At 51.8% G+C, this 19470-nt stretch carries 20 protein-coding genes; 14 read left to right on the top strand and 6 right to left on the bottom strand.

Annotated elements, in window-relative coordinates; all coding sequences use genetic code 11:
• Window positions 1-31 precede the first annotated feature (31 nt).
• Both CHM34_RS03735 and CHM34_RS19205 read left to right on the top strand, forming a co-directional pair.
• The gene (locus tag CHM34_RS03735; protein WP_094263250.1) at window positions 32-490 is read left to right on the top strand and encodes a hypothetical protein; all 459 of its coding nucleotides are present in this window, start codon (window positions 32-34) and stop codon (window positions 488-490) included.
• Between the two features lie 175 nt (window positions 491-665).
• A complete protein-coding gene (locus CHM34_RS19205; protein WP_169713569.1) occupies window positions 666-827 on the top strand; it encodes a hypothetical protein in 162 nt (53 codons plus the stop codon).
• A 70-nt stretch (window positions 828-897) separates the two neighbouring features.
• Here CHM34_RS19205 and CHM34_RS03730 read toward each other — a convergent pair whose 3' ends face one another.
• The 3 genes from CHM34_RS03730 to CHM34_RS03720 are packed head-to-tail and all read right to left on the bottom strand — an operon-like array spanning window position 898 to window position 1990.
• The gene (locus CHM34_RS03730; protein WP_094263249.1) at window positions 898-1467 is read right to left on the bottom strand and encodes a manganese catalase family protein; all 570 of its coding nucleotides are present in this window, start codon (window positions 1465-1467) and stop codon (window positions 898-900) included.
• A 27-nt stretch (window positions 1468-1494) separates the two neighbouring features.
• Window positions 1495-1758, bottom strand: coding sequence for a spore coat protein CotJB (locus CHM34_RS03725; RefSeq protein WP_439116306.1), 264 nt, complete (start codon window positions 1756-1758; stop codon window positions 1495-1497).
• The gene (locus CHM34_RS03720; protein ID WP_094263247.1) at window positions 1739-1990 is read right to left on the bottom strand and encodes a spore coat associated protein CotJA; all 252 of its coding nucleotides are present in this window, start codon (window positions 1988-1990) and stop codon (window positions 1739-1741) included. The genes CHM34_RS03725 and CHM34_RS03720 overlap by 20 nt, the downstream gene beginning before the upstream one ends.
• A gap of 226 nt (window positions 1991-2216) precedes the next feature.
• Here CHM34_RS03720 and CHM34_RS03715 point away from each other — a divergent pair, with 226 nt between their 5' ends.
• The 6 genes from CHM34_RS03715 (at window position 2217) to CHM34_RS03690 (ending at window position 8350) form a co-directional block, all read left to right on the top strand.
• Window positions 2217-2441 carry an alpha/beta-type small acid-soluble spore protein gene (locus CHM34_RS03715; RefSeq protein ID WP_094263516.1) on the top strand — a complete coding sequence of 75 codons (225 nt, stop codon included), beginning with the start codon at window positions 2217-2219 and terminating at the stop codon, window positions 2439-2441.
• A gap of 148 nt (window positions 2442-2589) precedes the next feature.
• Window positions 2590-4173 carry an acetate--CoA ligase gene (locus CHM34_RS03710; RefSeq protein WP_094263246.1) on the top strand — a complete coding sequence of 528 codons (1584 nt, stop codon included), beginning with the start codon at window positions 2590-2592 and terminating at the stop codon, window positions 4171-4173.
• A gap of 58 nt (window positions 4174-4231) precedes the next feature.
• Window positions 4232-4762, top strand: coding sequence for a hypothetical protein (locus CHM34_RS03705; protein WP_094263245.1), 531 nt, complete (start codon window positions 4232-4234; stop codon window positions 4760-4762).
• A gap of 502 nt (window positions 4763-5264) precedes the next feature.
• Window positions 5265-6809 (top strand): glucose-6-phosphate dehydrogenase, encoded by a 1545-nt coding sequence (zwf, locus tag CHM34_RS03700; protein WP_094263244.1) that lies wholly within the window; start codon window positions 5265-5267, stop codon window positions 6807-6809.
• 18 nt (window positions 6810-6827) lie between these two features.
• Window positions 6828-7454, top strand: coding sequence for a cyclase family protein (locus tag CHM34_RS03695; RefSeq protein ID WP_094263515.1), 627 nt, complete (start codon window positions 6828-6830; stop codon window positions 7452-7454).
• Between the two features lie 536 nt (window positions 7455-7990).
• Window positions 7991-8350 carry a hypothetical protein gene (locus CHM34_RS03690; protein WP_094263243.1) on the top strand — a complete coding sequence of 120 codons (360 nt, stop codon included), beginning with the start codon at window positions 7991-7993 and terminating at the stop codon, window positions 8348-8350.
• A gap of 47 nt (window positions 8351-8397) precedes the next feature.
• On the opposite strand, the gene CHM34_RS18925 is transcribed toward CHM34_RS03690, so the two are convergent.
• Complete coding sequence (locus tag CHM34_RS18925) at window positions 8398-8847, bottom strand: hypothetical protein (RefSeq protein WP_141201624.1); 450 nt, start codon at window positions 8845-8847, stop codon at window positions 8398-8400.
• Window positions 8848-8910: 63 nt separating this feature from the next.
• On the opposite strand from CHM34_RS18925, the gene CHM34_RS03680 reads away from it, so the two are divergent.
• Window positions 8911-10047 (top strand): S8 family peptidase, encoded by a 1137-nt coding sequence (locus CHM34_RS03680; RefSeq protein ID WP_094263241.1) that lies wholly within the window; start codon window positions 8911-8913, stop codon window positions 10045-10047.
• On the opposite strand, the gene CHM34_RS03675 is transcribed toward CHM34_RS03680, so the two are convergent.
• The gene (locus CHM34_RS03675; protein WP_094263240.1) at window positions 10037-11338 is read right to left on the bottom strand and encodes a S8 family peptidase; all 1302 of its coding nucleotides are present in this window, start codon (window positions 11336-11338) and stop codon (window positions 10037-10039) included. The genes CHM34_RS03680 and CHM34_RS03675 overlap by 11 nt on opposite strands.
• Before the next feature lie 248 nt (window positions 11339-11586).
• Here CHM34_RS03675 and CHM34_RS03670 point away from each other — a divergent pair, with 248 nt between their 5' ends.
• Window positions 11587-13527 carry a peptidoglycan D,D-transpeptidase FtsI family protein gene (locus CHM34_RS03670; protein ID WP_169713568.1) on the top strand — a complete coding sequence of 647 codons (1941 nt, stop codon included), beginning with the start codon at window positions 11587-11589 and terminating at the stop codon, window positions 13525-13527.
• Between the two features lie 52 nt (window positions 13528-13579).
• Here CHM34_RS03670 and CHM34_RS03665 read toward each other — a convergent pair whose 3' ends face one another.
• The gene (locus CHM34_RS03665) at window positions 13580-13963 is read right to left on the bottom strand and encodes a gamma-type small acid-soluble spore protein (RefSeq protein ID WP_094263238.1); all 384 of its coding nucleotides are present in this window, start codon (window positions 13961-13963) and stop codon (window positions 13580-13582) included.
• 87 nt (window positions 13964-14050) lie between these two features.
• On the opposite strand from CHM34_RS03665, the gene asd reads away from it, so the two are divergent.
• The 4 genes from asd (at window position 14051) to CHM34_RS03645 (ending at window position 19424) form a co-directional block, all read left to right on the top strand.
• Window positions 14051-14950, top strand: a complete 900-nt coding sequence (gene asd, locus CHM34_RS03660) for an archaetidylserine decarboxylase (protein ID WP_094263237.1) — start codon at window positions 14051-14053, stop codon at window positions 14948-14950.
• On the top strand, window positions 14943-15542 hold the full coding sequence (locus CHM34_RS03655; protein ID WP_094263236.1) for a rhomboid family intramembrane serine protease: 600 nt from the start codon (window positions 14943-14945) through the stop codon (window positions 15540-15542). The genes asd and CHM34_RS03655 overlap by 8 nt, the downstream gene beginning before the upstream one ends.
• 87 nt (window positions 15543-15629) lie before the next feature.
• Entirely contained in the window at window positions 15630-16844 is a 1215-nt protein-coding gene (locus CHM34_RS03650; protein ID WP_094263235.1) for an MFS transporter, read from the top strand.
• Window positions 16845-17084: 240 nt separating this feature from the next.
• Window positions 17085-19424, top strand: coding sequence for a DUF2339 domain-containing protein (locus CHM34_RS03645; RefSeq protein WP_094263234.1), 2340 nt, complete (start codon window positions 17085-17087; stop codon window positions 19422-19424).
• Window positions 19425-19470 lie beyond the last annotated feature (46 nt).

Below are 19470 nucleotides of genomic sequence, written 5' to 3'. Positions count from 1 at the left end.
GAACTCCAGCAAGCAGGGAAGGAGGAGGGAAATGGAAAACGGTTCCGTCGGCAAAATCAGTTCTCTATTGACATCACGACTTTCTTCAAGCGGAAGGGAACACGACAACATCGGTGAGGACCGCCCTATTCACCGGGACTGGGATGATCCTTCCCGGGCATCGTTAGTCGTTTTATGGGGTTTGCTGATCTATCCCCAGCTGGACCCGGACATGAAAAAAAAGAATGGGGAACGGAGTGTTCGGTTCGATGAAGTATATCGTCTTTTTCAGGAGCATTTAGGATCCGCCCGAAAATGGCAAGAGGTGTTGGCGCAGTTGAAAAAATATGATTACATCCGTTTTCGGGATGAACGTACGATTACAGCCGGGACGCGCTTGTGGACTGCGGTGGATGCGTCTAAAATGTACCAACTATTTCGCACATCGGTGTTGGTTCGTCAGTTTCGAAATTCCGGTACCACCGTGGTGAAATCGAAGGATCAGGCATAGGGTCGATCACAGCAAACTGCCCTCCTCGGGATGGGCAGTTTGTTTTGTGAAACCGATCAGCGATTGAATCCCGAATCGGTTCGAGAAAAAGGAGCATGGTGAAAAAAGTTTACCAAAGGGAAAAGGGGGTATTTATATAACATCAACTTTTTTCACAGCAAAGAGGTGTTGTCCCGTGCAAGACCAATTGCGTGAATTGAAAAACAAAATGAAATTAAAGAAAGAGGAGTACAGACAGGCGGTTGAACGCCATGAGTTTTTGGAACAGCATGTAATTCAGGAAGAAATCGAACAATTGAAAATGGAGTGGCACCAGATGACGAAAGGGATTTCATGATCCGCTGTTATCGATAGAAGGAATATGGAAAAACCCCCTGTATCGGTCCGGGATACGGGGGGTTTTTCGATTAAAAATATTTTTGACTATCCCGATGTTCCTTAAGTATTTCCACCGCTTCCTGAAAGCGTTGGGAGTGAACCACCTCCCGTTCCCGTAAAAATCGAAGGCCATCGTTGATATCCGGGTCGTCGGACATATCGATCAACCATTGGTAAGTGGCACGGGCTTTTTCTTCGGCGGCGATATCTTCGTACAAGTCGGTGATGGGGTCTCCCTTGGCTTGGAAATAAGTCGCTGTGAAGGGAACTCCGGCAGCATTATGATAAAAAAGGGCCTTGTCATGGTCCGCGTAGTGAGCTCCCAGACCCGCTTTCTTCATTTGTTCCGGAGTGGCATCCTTGGTCAGTTTATAAACCATGGTTGCGATCATTTCCAAGTGTGCCAACTCTTCCGTGCCGATATCGGTTAACAGACCTTTTACTTTATCAGGCAACGTATAACGCTGGTTCAGATAGCGGAGAGCCGCCGCCAGTTCTCCGTCGGCTCCACCGTACTGCTCGATCAGAAATTTAGCCAGGCGGGGGTTGCATTTACTGACACGGACGGGGTATTCCAGTTTTTTTTCATAAATCCACATCGATGAATACCTCCTTGGAGGTGAAGGTTATACCTGCCAGGGCCAAGGGGGTTCGTTCCAATGTTGGCCTCTGGGGTCCATACAACTGCGTCCGAAATGTTGCAGCGGTCCGAAATGGGCCTCATACTGCTTTTTCAACTGATCACGAATTCGGCAGTACTTATTGTATTGCTGGGTGGCTTGAGGGTCGCCCGGATGCGTATCGAGATACAGATTCAATTCCACAAGAACGAAATCAATGGCTTGTAACTCTTCCAGGAGTCGATAATAATCAGCTTTCATGTTCCACACCCTTTGTATGAGCCGTTTTTCTGTATGGACTGTAAAGAATGGGCCACAGGGTTCCGTATTTTAAGGCCAGCTGGGGAGGAAATTGTGGAAGACAGGGCGGCTGAAACCCGAGATACTGATTGGGCGGTACGACATAATACTTGACTCGTTGTGGAGGGCAGGGATCAAAGGGACTGATATAGGGTCGCCAACTTCGTACCTGATCTCTGAACGGGTTAAAGGACGGTTGCATTTTGTTAACACCCCTTTGTGTATGACTGGGCGGATATGGAATATCCTATGGCCGGCTCTAGACGGATGTGAATAGGGAAATCGCCTATTTTTGGGCGGAAGCGGCTTTCTTCACCAGAGGGATCGATGAGCCGTTTGATCTCACTCGTTCCCAGAAATTCACACGCATTGGGGTTGCCGGTCAAATGCATGATAAGAGTACCATCTACAAGGAGGTGAAACCGAGAATGGTCCAACAACAACAACAGCAAGTACGCGAGCGGAACACGAACCAACTGCTGGTTCCCGGCGCTGCTCAAGCCCTGGATCAGCTGAAGTTCGAAATCGCTTCCGAGTTTGGTGTTCAACTGGGTGCTGACACTACGTCTCGTGCCAACGGTTCTGTAGGTGGTGAAATTACGAAACGCCTGGTTTCTTTGGCCGAACAGCAACTGGGTGGCGGCCTGCAGTAAGTGAAATAAGTTAATAATCTGGTGTTCAAAAAGGCAGCGGATTTTCCGCTGCCTTTACCTTTTATTTTTTGGTGACAAGGGGAGGGAGCATTTTTTGTCGAAATAAAGAGAATCGGAATGTATCATTTTTTAAAAGGGGAGTAGACATATGGCGCATCAAATTCCCGAATATTACAACATATCTCAAGATGTGGACCGGCATGCGGAAAATCCGGACAAAATCGCAATTCGATGGGAAAATGACTGCGGAGAGAAGAGAAGCCTCACTTACCGCCATTTGAAAGAAGAGTCCCACCGGTTGGCTCTGGGACTGCTGGATCGGGGTTTGATACCCGGGGATCGGGTGATGATTCTGCTTCCCCGTATTCCTGAAGCTTATATCGCTTACTTGGGTGTCTTGAAAGCGGGGTTGACGGTTTTACCCGGTTCAGAGATGCTCCAGGCGGGGGATATCCGTTACCGCCTTCAGCATGCGGAGGTAAAAGCGATTATTTTCGATGCTGGATTGAAGAACCGGGTGGAGAAGGCCGCAGCGGACACTCCCGCTTTGGAATGCGGCTTTGTCCACGGAGCGGATAATTCGGGAAGCTGGGAACGGCTGGACCGTGTCGGTCGGGGCGGGACGGAGGAAGAACTGCCCCGAACCCGAAGTGACGATGTCGCCTTTATCTCCTATACCTCCGGTACCACCGGCGGGCCGAAAGGAGTTATCCATCATCATAGTTGGGCCATTCCCCATCAGGCGGTGGCGGCCGAGCAATGGCTGGGCATCCGCGAAGGGGATACGGTATGGGCGACGGCAGGTCCCGGGTGGGCCAAGTGGGTATGGAGCCCCTTTATCTCCACTCTCGGGAGCGGGGCGGAAGCTCTCGTGTACCAGGGACGTTTCGATCCGGAAACTTATTTGTCCCTAATGCAGCGTTACCAGGTGAACGTCCTCTGTTGCACACCGACGGAGTATCGGATGATGGCCAAGGTGGACGGTTTGGATCGATACGATCTTTCCAGTCTGAAGAGCGCCACCAGTGCGGGGGAGCCTCTCAATCGGGAAGTGATTGACACCTTCCGCCGCCATTTCGGAGTGGAGGTGCGGGACGGTTACGGACAGACGGAAAACACCCTGTTGGTCGGTACTCTCAAGGGGATGAAAGTGAAGCCGGGTTCGATGGGAAAGCCCACTCCGGGTAATCGCGTAGCGATCATCGATTCCGACGGAAAACCCGTCTCCCCGGGCGAGATGGGGGATATCGCGGTTCACCGGGACTCTCCTGCGTTGTTTAAAGGGTATTTTCGCGATGCTGAACGGACCCGGGCGGCTTTCCGGAGAGAATGGTATCTGACCGGAGATCAGGCTCGGGAAGATGAACAGGGGTACTTTTGGTTCGAGGGGCGTTCCGATGACATCATTATTAGTGCCGGATACACTATCGGTCCTTTCGAAGTGGAAGACGCACTGGTCCAACATCCGGCTGTCAGAGAGTGTGCCGTTGTGGCTAGTCCCGATCCTGTACGAGGTTCGGTGGTAAAAGCTTTTGTCCTGCTGAAGGCGGATCGCAAGCCCTCGGAAGAATTAAAAGCAAAATTGCAGGAACATGTGAAAAAGGTGACGGCTCCTTATAAATATCCCCGTAAAATTGAATTTGTAAGCGAACTTCCTAAAACTACCAGTGGTAAAATCAGGAGAATCGAACTGCGGGAAAAGGAGATGGGCCATAAAACAAGCTCGTCTTGATCCTTCACCGGCTCTTGAGGTATAATCTGGGGAGTTGCAAAGAAGGAGTCAGTTGGACATGCGAGTTTTTCCCCACGGAAATATGGTCAATTTTAAAGCTTCCGTCCGTGAGATGACCGCCCCGGAATTGACAGAGCTGTTCAATCGCGTCATTTCCGAAGGTGAGTCCATGATCGGAGGGCTTATAGACGTCTCCCGCGGGGAGATCTACGTCTATGGACATGTGGAAGCTGTTTCTCTGGAAGGGGAAACGATCCATTTCATCACCCGGTTGGAGAACGATGAATCTCATCAGGTTGGCTATCATCTTTCCCATTTGACGATCAGCCATGAAACGCATTTCGATATTGAAGATCCGACCCACGGATTGCTTCGTCACTCCGTTTATTATGTCACCTTCGAGGAGGAAGGGGAATCTTCTAGAAATGAAGTGACCCTGTTCCTCACGGAAGAGGGGAAAGTGTCCAACCCTTTGGACTGCGTGGTTGAGTTTTGGAGTCAAGCCGGTGAAATCGGCAGAGATACACAATTTCTTTCTCCCGGTTGTTCCGTCTCTCCCGATTTTAAACGAAACATCAGAAGAGACTGAAAAATGGTTGGTGGGAGTACTCCCGCCGGATAGAAGGCTGTTGACGCTGTTTTCCGGGTCAACAGCTTTTTTTCTTCCGTATCGCGTATGATTTTCCAATCATTTCTTTATCCAACTCCTGAGGAATCGGCATGAGAAAGTCAAAGGAGTGGAATAGGAAGGATAGAGAGCCAAGGTATCACGCTTTTAATTGATACTCCTCTTGTTCGTTACCCTTTGGATTTCAGGGCTGTGATTATCCAAATGACTGTGAGTTGAAAGGGGATTGTATTTTGACAGAGTGACATTTGCCATCCGACTCAGTTTTGAGAATCTGTAGAGAGGGAAGTGGGAAATCGGTCCGCCCCCCGTATCGTTTATGATCAGACAGGCCTTAGGCTGACTTGTGCCCTTTGGGTCCAACAAGGGGAGCGTGACAAAATACGATCATCCTTGTCCAATGATATGGTTAATCTTATCCACCTGATTTGGATCGAACAACAGGTCGAAATAGGAGTGAATCATGTTGACGAGCGCTCGACCCAGTGAAAAACATCCCTTCGTAATGGTTATTTTCGGAGGAGCGGGAGATTTGGCCCGGAGGAAATTGTTTCCGGCCCTGTACAGCCTGTACCGCAGCGGACTGCTCGACCGCCGGTTTGCTGTAGTGGGAGTGGGACGATCGGAACGGGAGGATGAACAGTACCGGCAAATCGTGCGAGAGTCTGTAGACTCCCACTCCCGCATGGATGTGGAGAATGAGGAGGATTGGTCTTCCTTTGCCGAGCGGTTTCACTATGTTTCCCTGGATGTGGGAACGGCTCAGGGGTACGGAAAACTTCGCGAACGGGTGGAACGTTGTGAGCGGGAGAGAGGGATTCCCGGAAATCGCCTTTTTTACTTAGCGATCGGCCCTGAGCTTTTTGGCCGGGTGTCCAGTCTCCTCAATGAAGAACACCTCACCCGGACGGAGGGATGGAAACGGCTGGTCATCGAGAAACCCTTCGGCCATGATTATGAGTCGGCCAGGGAACTGAACGATCAGATCCGTCAATCCTTCCAAGAGGAGGAGATCTATCGGATCGACCATTATCTCGGGAAGGAAATGGTTCAGAACATCGAAGTCATCCGTTTCGCCAATACGTTGTTTGAGGCATTATGGAACAATCGCTACATCAGTAATGTGCAGATTACCGCCAGCGAGACGGTGGGAGTGGAGGACCGGGCTTCTTATTATGATCGCGCCGGAGCCTTGCGGGATATGGTTCAAAATCATATCCTGCAAATGTTGATGATGGTGGCCATGGAGCCCCCCAGCCGGCTCAACCCGGAAGCGATCCGGGACGAGAAGGTCAAGGTGCTTCGCTCCCTGCGCCGGTGGAAGAGCGATGATGAGGTGTCGCAAAATATCGTCCGCGGTCAGTATCTCGCGGGCCGGGTTGACGGGGAGGAGGTGCCGCCTTATCGGGAAGAAGAAGGGGTTCCTGCGGGGTCCGTCAACGAAACCTATGTCGCCGGGCGTCTTTTTGTGGATAACTTCCGTTGGTCCGGTGTTCCCTTCTATATCCGTACAGGAAAGAGGATGCGGCAAAAATCGACGGAGGTCGTGATCCAGTTTAAAGATGTTCCCCAAAATCTCTATTTCAACAAAAACAATGATCTGGGCCCCAATTTGCTGGTGATCACCGTCAGTCCGGAAGAAGGTCTTTCCCTTCAATTCAATGCCAAAAAGCCGGGCGGGGATAACGAAGTAATCCCGATCGCCATGGATTTTTGCAATAATTGTGCTGAGGATACGCCGGAAGCCTACGAGAGTCTTCTTCATGATGCATTGGAAGGGGATTTGACCTTTTTTACTCACTGGGATGAGGTATCTCTGGCTTGGAAGTTTGTGGACCCGATCCGGGAGGCCTGGGACCGGGATCCGGAATCCCTTACCTTTTATGAGTCCGGATCCTGGGGACCTGCTGAGGCGGACCAGATTTTGAAAGAAGAAGGACATCGATGGCATCGCGCTTACCGGCACGGGACCAAATCGATCGTTCAGGGAAGCCGGATCGAAAAATAATGGGAAGGAGAAGAGATGATGGCCAAGTTTTATGACATTTCCATGACAATTTCCGAGGAGATGCCGGTTTATAAAAACAAACCGGAGAAAAAGCCGGTCATCGAGGTGGTACAGGACTTTGATACGGGTTCGGCGCGTGAGTCCCGGGTTTGCCTCGACGTTCACACCGGGACCCACGTTGATTCCCCTTTGCATATGCTCCCAGAGGGCGGGACGATGGAATCGCTTCCTCTCGAACCGCTGACAGGAACGGCACGGGTGTTGGATCTGACCGGAGTGGAAGGGGGAATTTCCGCGGAGGATCTCAAGCCTCATCATGTAAAAGAGGGGGAATTTCTGCTGTTTAAAACCCGAAATTCCTCCCAGGATCACTTTGATTTTGAATTCATCTACCTCGCGGAAGACGGTGCCCGGTATTTGGCCGAACGCAAGGTAAGAGGCGTCGGAATCGATGCTTTGGGAGTGGAGCGGAGCCAGCCGGGTCACCCGACCCACAAAACGTTGTTCCGGGCCGGTGTCATCATTGTGGAAGGGCTGCGCTTGGCCGAGGTGACCGAGGGAGAATATTTCATGGTGGCCGCTCCGATCAAGTTGCGGGATACGGAAGCCGCTCCCGCTCGGGTACTCCTCTTCGACAATCCATAAGTACGGATTTCTCGATCACGGTAACTTGTGTCCGAAATGTGATAAAAAACAGCCGGTTGTCGACAAAGACCGAGCGGGATCTTCCGCCCGGTCTTTTTTGTGTGCAGGCAGGGGCAAAGCCGATCGGAAGCATTGCCCCTAAACGCCCTCCCACTAGAAGACTGGTGATTATTGAGCACGTCCTTGGTGGGTCGGGGTGGGGTTCCACACTCCGTTTCGTTGTTCTGACGAGCCAAAGGCACTCCGTGTGGAATCCCACCCTCCCGAACAGGGGACTTTTTCACCGGACTTCTAGCTTCTCCGCTAAGTAGGATGGCAAAGGTCGCTTAGGCAGAACGGCTCCCCTTTTTTATCACCTAGCTACTGGATCATCAAAAGTCCTGTGGGTTGGCGTTGGGCCACCGCCTCTTTCCTTCTCCGTTGGGTGTTTAACGTGTGCATTCCCCTAGGCGATACATACATGTAGGGTGTAGGAGCCATACCGAAAATCATAGAGGTTGTTTCTCGTTGGACCGGTGCTGAAAGGAGGATATTCCGTGGCGGATTCCATCCCTTCGAAAAAGGATTTTGCCGATTGCATCAATCAGTTGGTCGGTCAAAACGTGATGAACGAAAAAAAGATGGACCGTCTACTGCTGGAAGCAAAACAAAGTTACCGGAACAGAGGATTGGACGGTTTTTTCGAATATGTCCGAAATATGACTCAGACCTCCCTTTCTGATGGTCAGATGCGGCAATTGATGGAGTCGATCAAGGATTCAACAGGTCCGGAACAGGCTTTGAGCAGGATGGTAAACCAGGTTAAGCTGTCTGAAAAACAAGCTCAAGCGATTGAAAATGCTGTGGAAGAGAGAACCCGAAAAGCCACCAAAAGAAAACGCCGTCGAAAAAAGTGACGGAAAAACTAAAGATGGGCTACAACCGTGGTAGCCCATTTTACGGATTACTTTTTTTTCTTTTTATTTTTCATGACCTTGTCGATGATCTCGGGAAAAGTCGGGGAATTGATCAAATCGTATAAGCTGTCTCCATCCTGGGAGTAGGGTTTGCTGGGAGTCTTCCCGCCGCTTTTGGACTTCGGCTGGGAGGAGGATCCCTTGGATGGCGGGTTGTTCAGCTTTACTTTCGAAAGTGCGGATATCAATTCATTCAACGCTTTCCGGTCTTTGGCGGCGTGGGACAGATTGGTCATCGCATTCACCCATTGCTCCATCGTAGAAGTTGCTGAGGAGATCCGCCGGGAAATGTTACGGATGTTTTCCGTCCCTTCTGAAATTGAAACATCCGCTTTATTTTTTCCGGAGGACGAGGGACGGCGGGAGCGACGGGGGCTCCTGTTTTGGGAGGTGTACAGCTTTGGCGGTTTGATGGTACCACCCTCCTCTTTGTGCATCGTCGGTCGGTCTCAATATATTCACCCCGTGGTTCATCAGTGAGGAGAAGGAGTGAAGAGGACATGATCAAACCGGATGGGTTTCCGGGACCGTTACCTTTTTTCAATCGCCGATCGCGGGTGCGGCGAATCTTCCATCTCAGAAACTACCGCAATCCGCATCAGTGCCTTCGAGAGATGAACCGATGCGGAGGCCGTCCGATTCGGGTTTTACCCCATTTGGGAATGGTCATCGGGGAGTTTTATCGGGAGGACGGTCTATTCAGTTTGGAAGGGCATCCGGATATCGCCTATTGGGAACCGGATCTCAGGGTTACGATTACGGATCCGTATGTCGGGGAAGTATCGGACCGTTCCGCTTCCCTTCCCTGGGGAGTGCGACAGGTAGAAGCTCCTAAAATTTGGAGATATACCCGGGGTCGCGGGGTGAAAGTGGCGGTGGTCGATACCGGGATCGCCAGCGATCACCCGGCTGTCCGTAAAAACTACAAGGGCGGTGTCAATATCCTGTCTCCGATGTTTTCGCCTTACGATTATAACGGCCACGGAACGCATGTTGCGGGAACCGTGGCCGGAAGGGAAGAAGAATTGGGGGTCGTCGGAGTCGCTCCCCGGGTTCATCTCTATGCAGTTAAAGCCTTCAACCGGAGGGGAAGCGCCAATCTATCCGATTTGCTCAGTGCGATCAACTGGTGCATCGAGAATAAGATGCAGGTGATCAATATGAGTTTCGGGATGGTAAAGGTGAGTGATACGCTGCGCCGGGCGATTCACACCGCTTACCAAAAGGGGATCGTGATGGTCGCGGCCTCCGGTAATCAGGGCACCTCGGGTAATGTTGATTTTCCAGCCCGTTTTTTTGAGACGATGGGAGTGACGGCGACGAATCGGAACGGAAAACTGGCATCCTTCAGTAATACGGGAGAAGGCGTCGATCTGGCCGCTCCGGGGGATAAAATCATTTCCGCTTGGTTGAATGGATCGAGCAAAGAGATGAGCGGAACTTCGATGGCGGTGCCCCATGTGACGGGTGCAGCGGCACTCTTGATGTTTTTGAAGCCCGACTTGAATCCGAATCAGATTCGCCATCTGCTGACCCGTGTGAATACACCGGTGATCGGAGGCTCGGGCTTAACCTCCCTGAATGCCTACCGTTCGGTGCAGATGTTGGCACGGTACTTGGGACGGCTTATTCCGTGAATTGGGATCGGCGGATCTGAACCTGACCGGAACCTTGCGCCTGGGAATCCAGTCCCATATCCGCCGCTGTTTTCATCAGGTTCCGTTTCACTTGGTCCGGTGTCCATTCCGGATGTTCCGTCAATAAAATGGCGGCGATTCCAGCGACGATGGGCGTGGCCATCGAGGTGCCGGACATCACGCTGTAATGTTGGTCGACACGGCTTTCGTAGGACATTTTGTCGATATAGGAGCCGGGTGCCCGCAGGGAAGTGACTTGGCTTCCCGGAGCCACGATATCCGGTTTTATCACACCGTCCGTAGTCGGCCCCCGGCTGGAAAAGGAGGCGATCCTGTCGTCGGAGAGGTCCGGAGTCTTTCGGTCATCTGTGGCACCTACGGTAATGATCCGGGGATGAATACCGGGACTGGAAATCGTACCGGCATCCGGTCCGTCGTTACCGGCGGCGGCAACGACGACAATTCCTTGTTTCCATGCCTGTCCCACAATCTGTGCAATGGGATCATCACGGTAAGAAGTGTGGCTTTGGCTGCCGAGAGAAATGGAAAGAACCCGGATGTTGTATTCGTCTTTGTGGTCGATACACCACTGAATACCGGAGATCACATCGGACAAATTACCGGATCCCGTTTTTCCCAGTACTTTGACACCGATGAGAGAGGCCTTGGATGCCGGTCCCCGGTATTTTCCCTGCGAGGAGAAACCGTTTCCGGCGGCGTCTCCCGCACAGTGGGTTCCGTGTCCGTTATCATCGTAGGGGGACTTTTTTCCTTTAACGAAATCTTTAAAAGCGATGATTCGGTTTTGCGGCCGTGTCAGATCAGAGTGGGGATGGATGCCGGTATCGATGACTGCGATGTTGGCTCCTTCCCCCTCGTTTCCTTTGGACCAGGCGATGGGCGCTTTCGTGGTTTTGGTTGCGGTATCCAGCAGAGCGTAAACTTTACGATCAAGGTAAACCCGTTTGACACCGGGTAGTTCAATCACTTCCTGAAGTTGATCCATGGACAGCTTAAGACTGTAGGTACGGATACTGTTGAAATATTGAGGGGATGGAGTGTTGAGTTTATAAAGGGCGCTTTCCAGATGGTTGCTGGCGGTCAATGTGCCATCTTCCAGTTGGACGAGTACGCGGATTCGCCGGAAGTGGTGCAAAGTCCGAATGGCGGCGCGGTGGAGGACGCAGGGGATCCAGCGGAGTACATGCAGCCGCCGGATGAGACAACTTCTCAGATCCGAGTCCATCCGGCAGCCGTATTCGCGAATCCATCGGTAGGGGGTTGGGGACATTGGAATCCAACTCCTATCTATAAAACTCTATTTTTCTTGTAATTTATGTTTTATAGATGGAGGTAGACACGGACGGTGTCCCAACCGGAGTCAAGATCCATGTTTGTCGAAAAATTGACCCGGTATGAAGTCCTGATTTCTGCGGTTTTTTTGTGTTAAACTGAAGTGGTAAATCGGTCGGAAAACAAGAGAGGTTGAATCAATCCATCATGTTCAGGTTCCGGCATCGCCATGTAGGACACCAAGAGATGACGTACCATCGTCTTCACGTTTTATGGTTGATTGTTTTTTTACTTTTTGTGACGTTGATTCTCCGGCTGAGTTGGGTTCAGCTGGGAGGGGGGGAAAAATATCAAAAGCAAGCGGCGGAGAATAATTTCAAACAAATCCCTGTCGTGGCCCCCCGGGGGAATATCTATGACCACAGCGGGGAGAAGTTGGTAGGTAACGAGTCGCTGTTTACCGCCATTTATCTGGAGACGGACGAATCGGAAAAAGAAAAACTAGCGACGGCCAAACGGTTGTCCAAAGCTTTGAAAATGCCCCTGGACGAAGTTCTCGAAAAGATGGATGTGGGATTGAATGCCGACGGGGATGCCGTTCCCCGGAAACAGCCTCCTTACTATCCCAAAAAGATCAAAGATCGTTTGTCGGAAAAAGAAGTTGTACGGATTTCCGAACATCCCAAACAGTTCAAGGGAGTCAATATCACCCTGGAACCGCTGCGGGACTACCGGGATGATACTTTCGCCGTGCAGACCATCGGGTATGTACGTCCTTTTGCCGGTGCTAAAGCTTCGTTAAACAAATATAAAAAAGCCCAGGATCAGCCTGAAGAAGGAGGCTATCTTGACTGGGAACAGGTCGGTATGGATGGAATCGAATACAGTTACCAGGACGAGTTGAGGGGGCAAAACGGATATCGGGTGGTCCGGGTCAACTCTTCGGGAAAGCTGGTGGATGTGATCAAAGAGATTCATCCAAAGCCGGGCAATGATTTGTATACGACTTTGGACGAAAAAATGCAACTGGAAACAGAAGCATTTATTAAAAAGCACCTCAGTTATCTTCGAACCCAAGCACCTGGACGCCATCGGGCTCCCTACGCTCGAAACGCCTACGCGGTGGCGATGGAAGTGAAAACCGGCAATATTCGGACCATGGTCAGTTACCCCGATTATGACCCTAACATCTGGAACGGGCCGGTATCGGCGGAGGATTATAAGGATCTGACTCCCGTCATCCGAAATGGAACGATCCGGGAGGCACCCTATGACGCCCGCCATACGGCGAACCCGGAAAAGGAGTATCCCCGTCATCCCTTTTCGGTATTGCCGCCGGGGTCTACATTTAAGCCGATGACGGCTCTAATGGCCTTGGATCAAGGCTTGATTGGGCCCTATACCACCTTCCGGGATCCCGGTACTTATTATTACGCTCCGGGAACCCCTCCGATCAACAATTCCGGCAACCACAATTACGGAACGTTAGATGTCCGGAAGGCGCTGATGAAGTCGGCGAACACTTTTTTCGCCTGGACAGGCAGCCAATGGTACCGGAAAGAAGGAAAAAAGAGTATCAAACAGTTTCAGGATTATACGCACCAGTTTGGTCTCGGTGTAAAAACCGGTGTTCCCTTGAAAGGGGAGCAGGATGGGACGGAGGGCTATGTCTCCATCTCCGAGCGATCGGGTATCGGGGCGATGGTTTTAGGCTCCTTCGGCCAGGCTCAACGGTACACCGCCATGCAATTGGCTCAATACACGGCCACATTGGCTAACGAGGGCAAGCGGATGCGCCCTCAATTGGTTGAAAAGGTAGTGGATAAGGATGGTGATACCGTAGATCGTGTGGAGCCGGAAGTACTTAACCGTTCCGAAATCGATCCCAAATTCTTCGATACCGTTCAAAAGGGCATGGTCCAGGTTACCCAGCCCGGGGGTACTGCCTCCCATCTTTTTAAGGATTTTCCCTTTAAAGTCGCGGCCAAGACGGGTACCTCGGAACAGGATATTCCGGGCCGCGGCCGGGTGGAGAATTCAGTTTTTATCTGTTATGCACCGGCGGACGATCCTGAGGTTGCCATCGCCGCCATCGTCCCTGAAGGAGGGTATGGAGGCAAGGCCGCCGGTCCGATCGCTGAAAAGATGTTAGAGCTTTATTATCAGGAGTTCATGACAGAATCATAAAAAGATCCCATCCCGCCTTTCCGGCAGGATGGGATCGATCCTTATCATGTCGTTACTGCTGGTTTTGCTGCTTTTTGGCTTGGGATTGCTGGTTCTTTTGACGAATTTGTTGAGCATTCGTCTCGGAAGCGAACTCCGTCTGGAAGCGCTGTTGGCCAGCCTGAGCAGCTTGTTGACCGGCTTGACCGGCTTGGCGTTGAGCTGCTTGCTGGTTTTGCTGACGAACTCGCTGGGCGTTCGTCTCAGCAGCGAATTCCGTTTGGAAACGTTGTTGACCAGCTTGGCCAGCCTGTTGACCGGCTCGGGCCGCTTGATTTTGAGCCGCTTGCTGGTTTTGTTGACGAACCTGTTGAGCATTCGTCTCGGAAGCAAACTCGTTTTGGAACTGTTTGTTAGCAGCCTGCCGGTTTTGGGCCCCTTTGGGTTGGAAAGCCATTTTATCACCTCCGTGGTTAGTATTGTGTCCTGAAAACAGTAAATCACTCGTTGGATATGGAACTATTTCTTGCCTAGGAGGCGCTCCATGAAGGAACGATTGTTCTTAACCCTGCTTCAAATGATTCCCAAAAAAACCGTCTCCCGCTGGATGGGGCGTCTTGCCCGAACTTCTTTTAGTCGGCGGTTGATCCCTTATTATATCCGGCGTTTTGATGTTGATCTTTCCCAAATCAGTCGACCGGTTTCCGAGTATGGATCATTATTGGATTTTTTCGTACGGGGGCTTCAAGAAGGAGCCCGGCCCGTGCATTCCGATCCGGAATCCGTGACCAGTCCTGTGGATGGTACCATTTCTCAGATCGGGAGTATTGATAACGGTACACTACTGCAGGCCAAAGGGGTATCGTATTCCCTGGAGGCTCTCCTGGGCGGTGATAAAGAGAAGGTACGGGATTTTCAAGGAGGTTGGTTCCTCACGATTTATCTCAGCCCTCGGGATTATCACAGAATCCATACCCCGATTCAGGGACGTGTGACTAGCTTGACCTATATTCCGGGTACGCTATTTCCTGTTAACGCCTTTGGTGTTCGGAAAATCCCGGGTCTTTTTGCTAAAAATGAACGTTTAATCACTTATATGGAAGGAACGTGCGGTCGAGTCGCTGTTGTTAAAGTTGGGGCGACCAATGTCGGCAGCATCAAAGTGAACTACGATCCGGAGGTCACCACCAACCGCCGTCGCGGGAAGCAAGTGGAAAAACGAGCCTATCCATCGAAGAAGGTTTTGGAAAAAGGGGCGGAGCTGGGTCGGTTTGAATTCGGTTCGACGGTCATCCTCCTTTTTCAACCGGAGTGTATCCAATGGAATGAGGGGATGGCCCCGGGATCGATCCTAAAGATGGGACAACCGGTCGGACAGGTGCCCAACCATGCTCCCGCAGAAGAACCGCCACCCCTGAAGGAAGGAGAACAGAGGGATGTTTAACCATACACAGTTGCCTTTAAGGCGCTTTCGTTCTTATTTTCCTGTGATCACGGGTATTTTGGCCCTTCAGACACTCCTCTTTTTGCTGATGACCATCAGCGGCGGTTCCACCAACCCGGAAGTTCTGATTCGATATGGCGCTCTAGAGGGAAACCTGTTGGCCGCAGGGGAGTGGTGGCGGTTGATCGTTCCCATTTTCCTTCACATCGGGGCTCTTCATTTTCTTTTTAACAGTTTCGCCCTTTATCTGTTGGGTCCCCAGTTGGAGTGGTTGTTCGGGAAGGGAAGCTTTCTTCTTTTTTATCTCTTGACAGGAGTCGTCGGTAATCTGGCCACGGTTTGGATGAAGGCCGCCGTCATCAGCGCCGGGGCTTCCGGGGCCATTTACGGCTTGTTTGGTGTTTATGTTTATCTGTACTTGTTTCGCCGGGGATCGATCGATCCCGAAACCGGAAAAGGGTTGATGGTTTTGTTGGCGATCAATATCGTGTTCAGCCTTTTCGATCCGCGGATCAATTTAGTCGCCCATCTCGGGGGACTTTTAGCCGGCATGCTGTTGGCAGGCCCCTTACTCCGGATGAAAAGAGGATAAGACAGCCGTTCAAAGTCAAAAAGCTGGATCCGAGGTTTTCACAGTAAATCCAGGCGGACTTGGTTAAGCTATGCTTGGTGAGAAATTATGCGCTTACTCGGAGAAACGAACCGGCTTGATAAAGCGGCATGGCTGTTGCTGATCATCAGCGGACTGTTTGCACTTTCCACCGCGCTGTCCAACACCTTTGTCAATGTGTATCTGTGGAAATTAAAGAAGGATTTTGCTCTGATCGGCCGGTATAATCTGGTCAACTATGCCGCCATGGCCATTACTTTTATCGGGGCGGGCCGTATGGCGAAACGAGTGGACCGGGTGATCGCCATCCGTTTAGGGGTGGCGTTGCAGGCTTTTTTTTATCTGGCGGTATTGTGGTTGGGTACGAGCGCCCCTCGCTATGTCACCCTGCTGGGAATGTTCATCGGCGTCGGTTCCGGCTTTTTCTGGCTGGCGTACAATGTCCTGTATTTTGAGATCACTGAACGGTATAACCGGGATATTTACAACGGGATCAATGGCCTTTTGACCTCCGTAGCCGGAATTGTCGCCCCGGCCGTATCCGGGCTGGTCATTACCCGAGTGGATCAGCTGACCGGTTATCGGGTCATTTTTTCCCTTTCCTTATCCGTCTTTCTGGTTGCCGTGGTGATCAGTTTTATGCTGAAACGGCGCAGTGCCCGGGGCATTTACCGGCTGCGGGACATTTTACGTCTTACTTTCAATCGGGAAAGCCACTGGTATTGGGTGAATCTGGCCATGATTGCCCAAGGAGTCCGCGAAGGTTTATTCGCTTTTTTAATCAGCCTGTTGGTATATGTGGCCACAGGGAGTGAATTGGCCCTGGGTGGATACCTGACTGTCTCTTCCGCCGTGGCTCTGATATCCTACTTTTTAGTAGGGCGATGGATGCGAATGAGTTGGCGGAATGAAAGTATTCTTTTCGGAGCGGTCATGATGGGGGTGGTAGTACTCCCCCTGATGTGGGAAGTTAACACTTGGACACTGATCATCCTGGGAGTGGGGGCGGCTCTATTTTACCCGGTGTACATGGTCCCTTTAACTTCTGTCGTGTTCGACGTGATCGGTGAAAACCAGCGAACGGCCCGATTGCGGGTGGAATATGTGGTTGCTCGGGAATTATCCCTCAATACAGGCCGGATTCTGAGTGTGGGAGTTTTTCTGTGGTGGATTCGGCGGATGCCGGATCCGTCGGAAGTGAAATGGCTGGTGTTGGCTGTGGGGTTTGTACAGATTTTCGCCTGGCTGACGATTCGGCGGATTCCGTTGTTGGAGCAGGAATGATGACAGGGAACAGAGAAAGGAAGGAAGCGGGTATGATAACCGCTTCCTTTTTGATATGGAAAAAGATTGTACAGCTAGAAGTGTTGCGAAAAAGTCCGTTTTCGGGAGGGTGGGGTTCCACACGGAGTGCCTTTGGCTCGTCAGAACAACGAAACGGAGTGTGGAACCCCACCCCGACCCACCAAGGATGTGCTAAAATCACAACGCTTCTAGCGTCTGTCTGGTACAGGAGGATTTTGAATGGTTACTTTTCTGATCGTCCTTATTTTTTTGTTGTTCTTTGGAAGCCTGATCACCCTGACTGTGCTGGGGGTGATGATTTACCGGCTGACGCGCCGGGTGGAACTTCTGGAACAACAAGGGGTGGATCATGTTCCGAAACGGCAGGAGCATGGAGGCCGATCCTCGGCCCGGCACAGTAGCACAGAAGTGCCGGTTGCGACGGGGGAGTTGTTTTCCCATTCCCAGTCTTCAGCCGGCGAGGAGGTAAATCGGGTTTCGCCGCATACAGCGCAGGAGGAACAGAGTGCCTCACCTTCGGCCCGACCTTCCTCATCTGCTGACCGTCCCCCTTCTTTCTCCGGACGGGAGGATCCCGCGCCTTCTGTTTTGAAGGAAGGATGGGAGATGTTTATCGGGGGTAAGCTGCTGAACCGGATCGGAGCCCTTGCCCTTTTTCTCGGAGTGGCTTTTTTCCTGAAATACGCCTTCGACCGGGAGTGGATCCATGAGACGGTACGCGTCTGTCTCGGGGGAGCCGCCGGTGGGTTGCTTCTCTTTTTTGGGGTCCGTTTCCACAGGAAGGGGATGAAGGTTTTTTCCCAGGGGTTGATCGGAGGCGGCATCGCCATCCTTTATGTTTCCGTCTACGCTGCCCACCAATTTTACGGGTTGATATCTGCCTTCCCCGCACTCCTGCTCATGACGGCCGTCACCGGGCTGGCGATCCGACAGGCTCTTCAATTCGATTCCCTGGCTGTCTCCGTCCTGGGGTGGGCGGGCGGTTTTCTGACGCCTTTCCTGCTCCGGGCTGAGAATACCGGGGAAGTGGGAGTCTACCTCTATACCACAGTGATTGCCCTGGGTCTTTTGTGGGTGTTCATTCGGAGGGAGCGCTGGATTCCCCTTTATATCCTTACCTTTCTCGGAGTTTATTTCGTCTGGTCGGTAGCGGCCTCTTTGTCTGAGGAAGGGGGTGTGGCGTCCCTTTTTCTCACCTTGTATTGGGGAATGTTTTTAGCTTTGGACAGCCGGGCTTTTTCACGGCGAAAAGAGGTTGATCATCGATGGATGAGGCAGTGGGCAGCGGGGTTCAACTCTGCCGCTTTCGTCATCGGCATGTACGCGGTTTGGGAATGGAGCGGTCTGGCGGTATGGGCGGCGGCTCTTCCATATATCCTCCTCCAACGCCGGTTGGCACCGACCGCTCGCTCCATGGCTGTTCAATACGAGCTGACGGCGGCGGCGCTAATCGCCGTCGGTACGGCGATCCAGTTTTCTCTTGAAGCCACTCTGCCTTTGTGGTCCTTGGAAGCCCTCCTTTTGACGGGGTACGGCCTTTTTCGCGGCAAACGACCTCTTATCGCCGCGGGGTTGATCCTGTTCGGAGTCAACGGAGCGGTACTGCTGGCAGCGGATCTTGCCCAAACGATCTCCCTCTCGGCGGTGATCCCCTTTTTCAACCTTCGGGGGTTGGATTACTTCACCTTGGCGGTTGCCGTGGTGATCGCCGCCCGCTGGTTTGACCAACGAGCGGAGGATCAAGAGGCGCAAAGGTATAGAAACGGATTGCATATCGGTTGGAGCATCCTCCTGTGGATCCTGTTGACAGGGGAGACGGACCGCCTTTATTTCGGTTCTTCGGCATCTACGGGGCCGGGGATGGCGGAGTCAAGCCTGTTTCCCTTCTGTCTGGTGATCGCTTGGGCTTTGTATTCCCTGTTCCTGGCTTGGGCGGGAGGACGCTTCCGCCTGAAGGTGCTGAGGATCGCCTCCTGGGTTTCCCTGGGATTGGCAGCTGTGACAGGGGGAGTGTGGGGATGGATCCCCTACATGGCGATCGAGGAATTCGTCCCTTTGTTAAACCTGCGCGCCGGCGCGCTTCTTTTCCTACTGGTCGTTGTCTTTATCCACTTTCGCCTGTCCGCCGGTGAAACAGACAGTCAAGACCGCTGGATCGCCGGGGTGAGGCTTTTTCTTCATCTAACCGGAGCTGTAGTCCTTTTATGTTTGATAACAGCGGAGACACGGGACTTATTCGACCGGATGATTCTCGGATGGTCGACGGAGGGAGCGGATCAGGAAACCCTCCGTGCTTTAAGCAATATGCAGCGGTTGACCCTGTCCGGGGTGTGGCTCTTTTACTCTCTGGCCCTGATGGGGGCCGGCATTTGGAAAAAACTGCAGATCCTTCGCTGGATGTCGATCCTGCTGTTTGGGATGACCATCTTAAAAATATTTATTTTTGACCTGTCTTTCTTAGATACTCTATACCGGATCTTCTCATTTATCGGCTTGGGACTGGTTTTACTCGGAGTTTCCTATCTTTATCAGAAATACAAACACAGGTTTAGGATTTAGATTTCAGTGGTAAAATCAAAACATGGAGAAATGCGAAAAGACCCGA

This window comes from Paludifilum halophilum, assembly GCF_002245355.1.
In the GTDB taxonomy this organism is placed as follows: Bacteria; Bacillota; Bacilli; order Thermoactinomycetales; family DSM-45169; genus Paludifilum; species Paludifilum halophilum.
The sequence above is the reverse complement of the archived record's forward strand: the minus strand, read 5'-3'. Positions and strand labels throughout refer to the sequence as shown.

What these genes read in the sequence shown, in the direction of transcription:
- CHM34_RS03735 (WP_094263250.1), top strand. Translation starts at nt 32, where the DNA reads ATGGAAAACGGTTCCGTCGGCAAAATCAGTTCTCTATTGACATCACGA.
- CHM34_RS03730 (WP_094263249.1), bottom strand. Translation starts at nt 1,467, where the DNA reads ATGTGGATTTATGAAAAAAAACTGGAATACCCCGTCCGTGTCAGTAAA.
- CHM34_RS03720 (WP_094263247.1), bottom strand. Translation starts at nt 1,990, where the DNA reads ATGCAACCGTCCTTTAACCCGTTCAGAGATCAGGTACGAAGTTGGCGA.
- CHM34_RS03715 (WP_094263516.1), top strand. Translation starts at nt 2,217, where the DNA reads ATGGTCCAACAACAACAACAGCAAGTACGCGAGCGGAACACGAACCAA.
- CHM34_RS03710 (WP_094263246.1), top strand. Translation starts at nt 2,590, where the DNA reads ATGGCGCATCAAATTCCCGAATATTACAACATATCTCAAGATGTGGAC.
- CHM34_RS03705 (WP_094263245.1), top strand. Translation starts at nt 4,232, where the DNA reads ATGCGAGTTTTTCCCCACGGAAATATGGTCAATTTTAAAGCTTCCGTC.
- zwf (WP_094263244.1), top strand. Translation starts at nt 5,265, where the DNA reads ATGTTGACGAGCGCTCGACCCAGTGAAAAACATCCCTTCGTAATGGTT.
- CHM34_RS03695 (WP_094263515.1), top strand. Translation starts at nt 6,828, where the DNA reads ATGGCCAAGTTTTATGACATTTCCATGACAATTTCCGAGGAGATGCCG.
- CHM34_RS18925 (WP_141201624.1), bottom strand. Translation starts at nt 8,847, where the DNA reads ATGCACAAAGAGGAGGGTGGTACCATCAAACCGCCAAAGCTGTACACC.
- CHM34_RS03680 (WP_094263241.1), top strand. Translation starts at nt 8,911, where the DNA reads ATGATCAAACCGGATGGGTTTCCGGGACCGTTACCTTTTTTCAATCGC.
- CHM34_RS03675 (WP_094263240.1), bottom strand. Translation starts at nt 11,338, where the DNA reads ATGTCCCCAACCCCCTACCGATGGATTCGCGAATACGGCTGCCGGATG.
- CHM34_RS03670 (WP_169713568.1), top strand. Translation starts at nt 11,587, where the DNA reads ATGACGTACCATCGTCTTCACGTTTTATGGTTGATTGTTTTTTTACTT.
- CHM34_RS03665 (WP_094263238.1), bottom strand. Translation starts at nt 13,963, where the DNA reads ATGGCTTTCCAACCCAAAGGGGCCCAAAACCGGCAGGCTGCTAACAAA.
- asd (WP_094263237.1), top strand. Translation starts at nt 14,051, where the DNA reads ATGAAGGAACGATTGTTCTTAACCCTGCTTCAAATGATTCCCAAAAAA.
- CHM34_RS03655 (WP_094263236.1), top strand. Translation starts at nt 14,943, where the DNA reads ATGTTTAACCATACACAGTTGCCTTTAAGGCGCTTTCGTTCTTATTTT.
- CHM34_RS03650 (WP_094263235.1), top strand. Translation starts at nt 15,630, where the DNA reads ATGCGCTTACTCGGAGAAACGAACCGGCTTGATAAAGCGGCATGGCTG.
- CHM34_RS03645 (WP_094263234.1), top strand. Translation starts at nt 17,085, where the DNA reads ATGGTTACTTTTCTGATCGTCCTTATTTTTTTGTTGTTCTTTGGAAGC.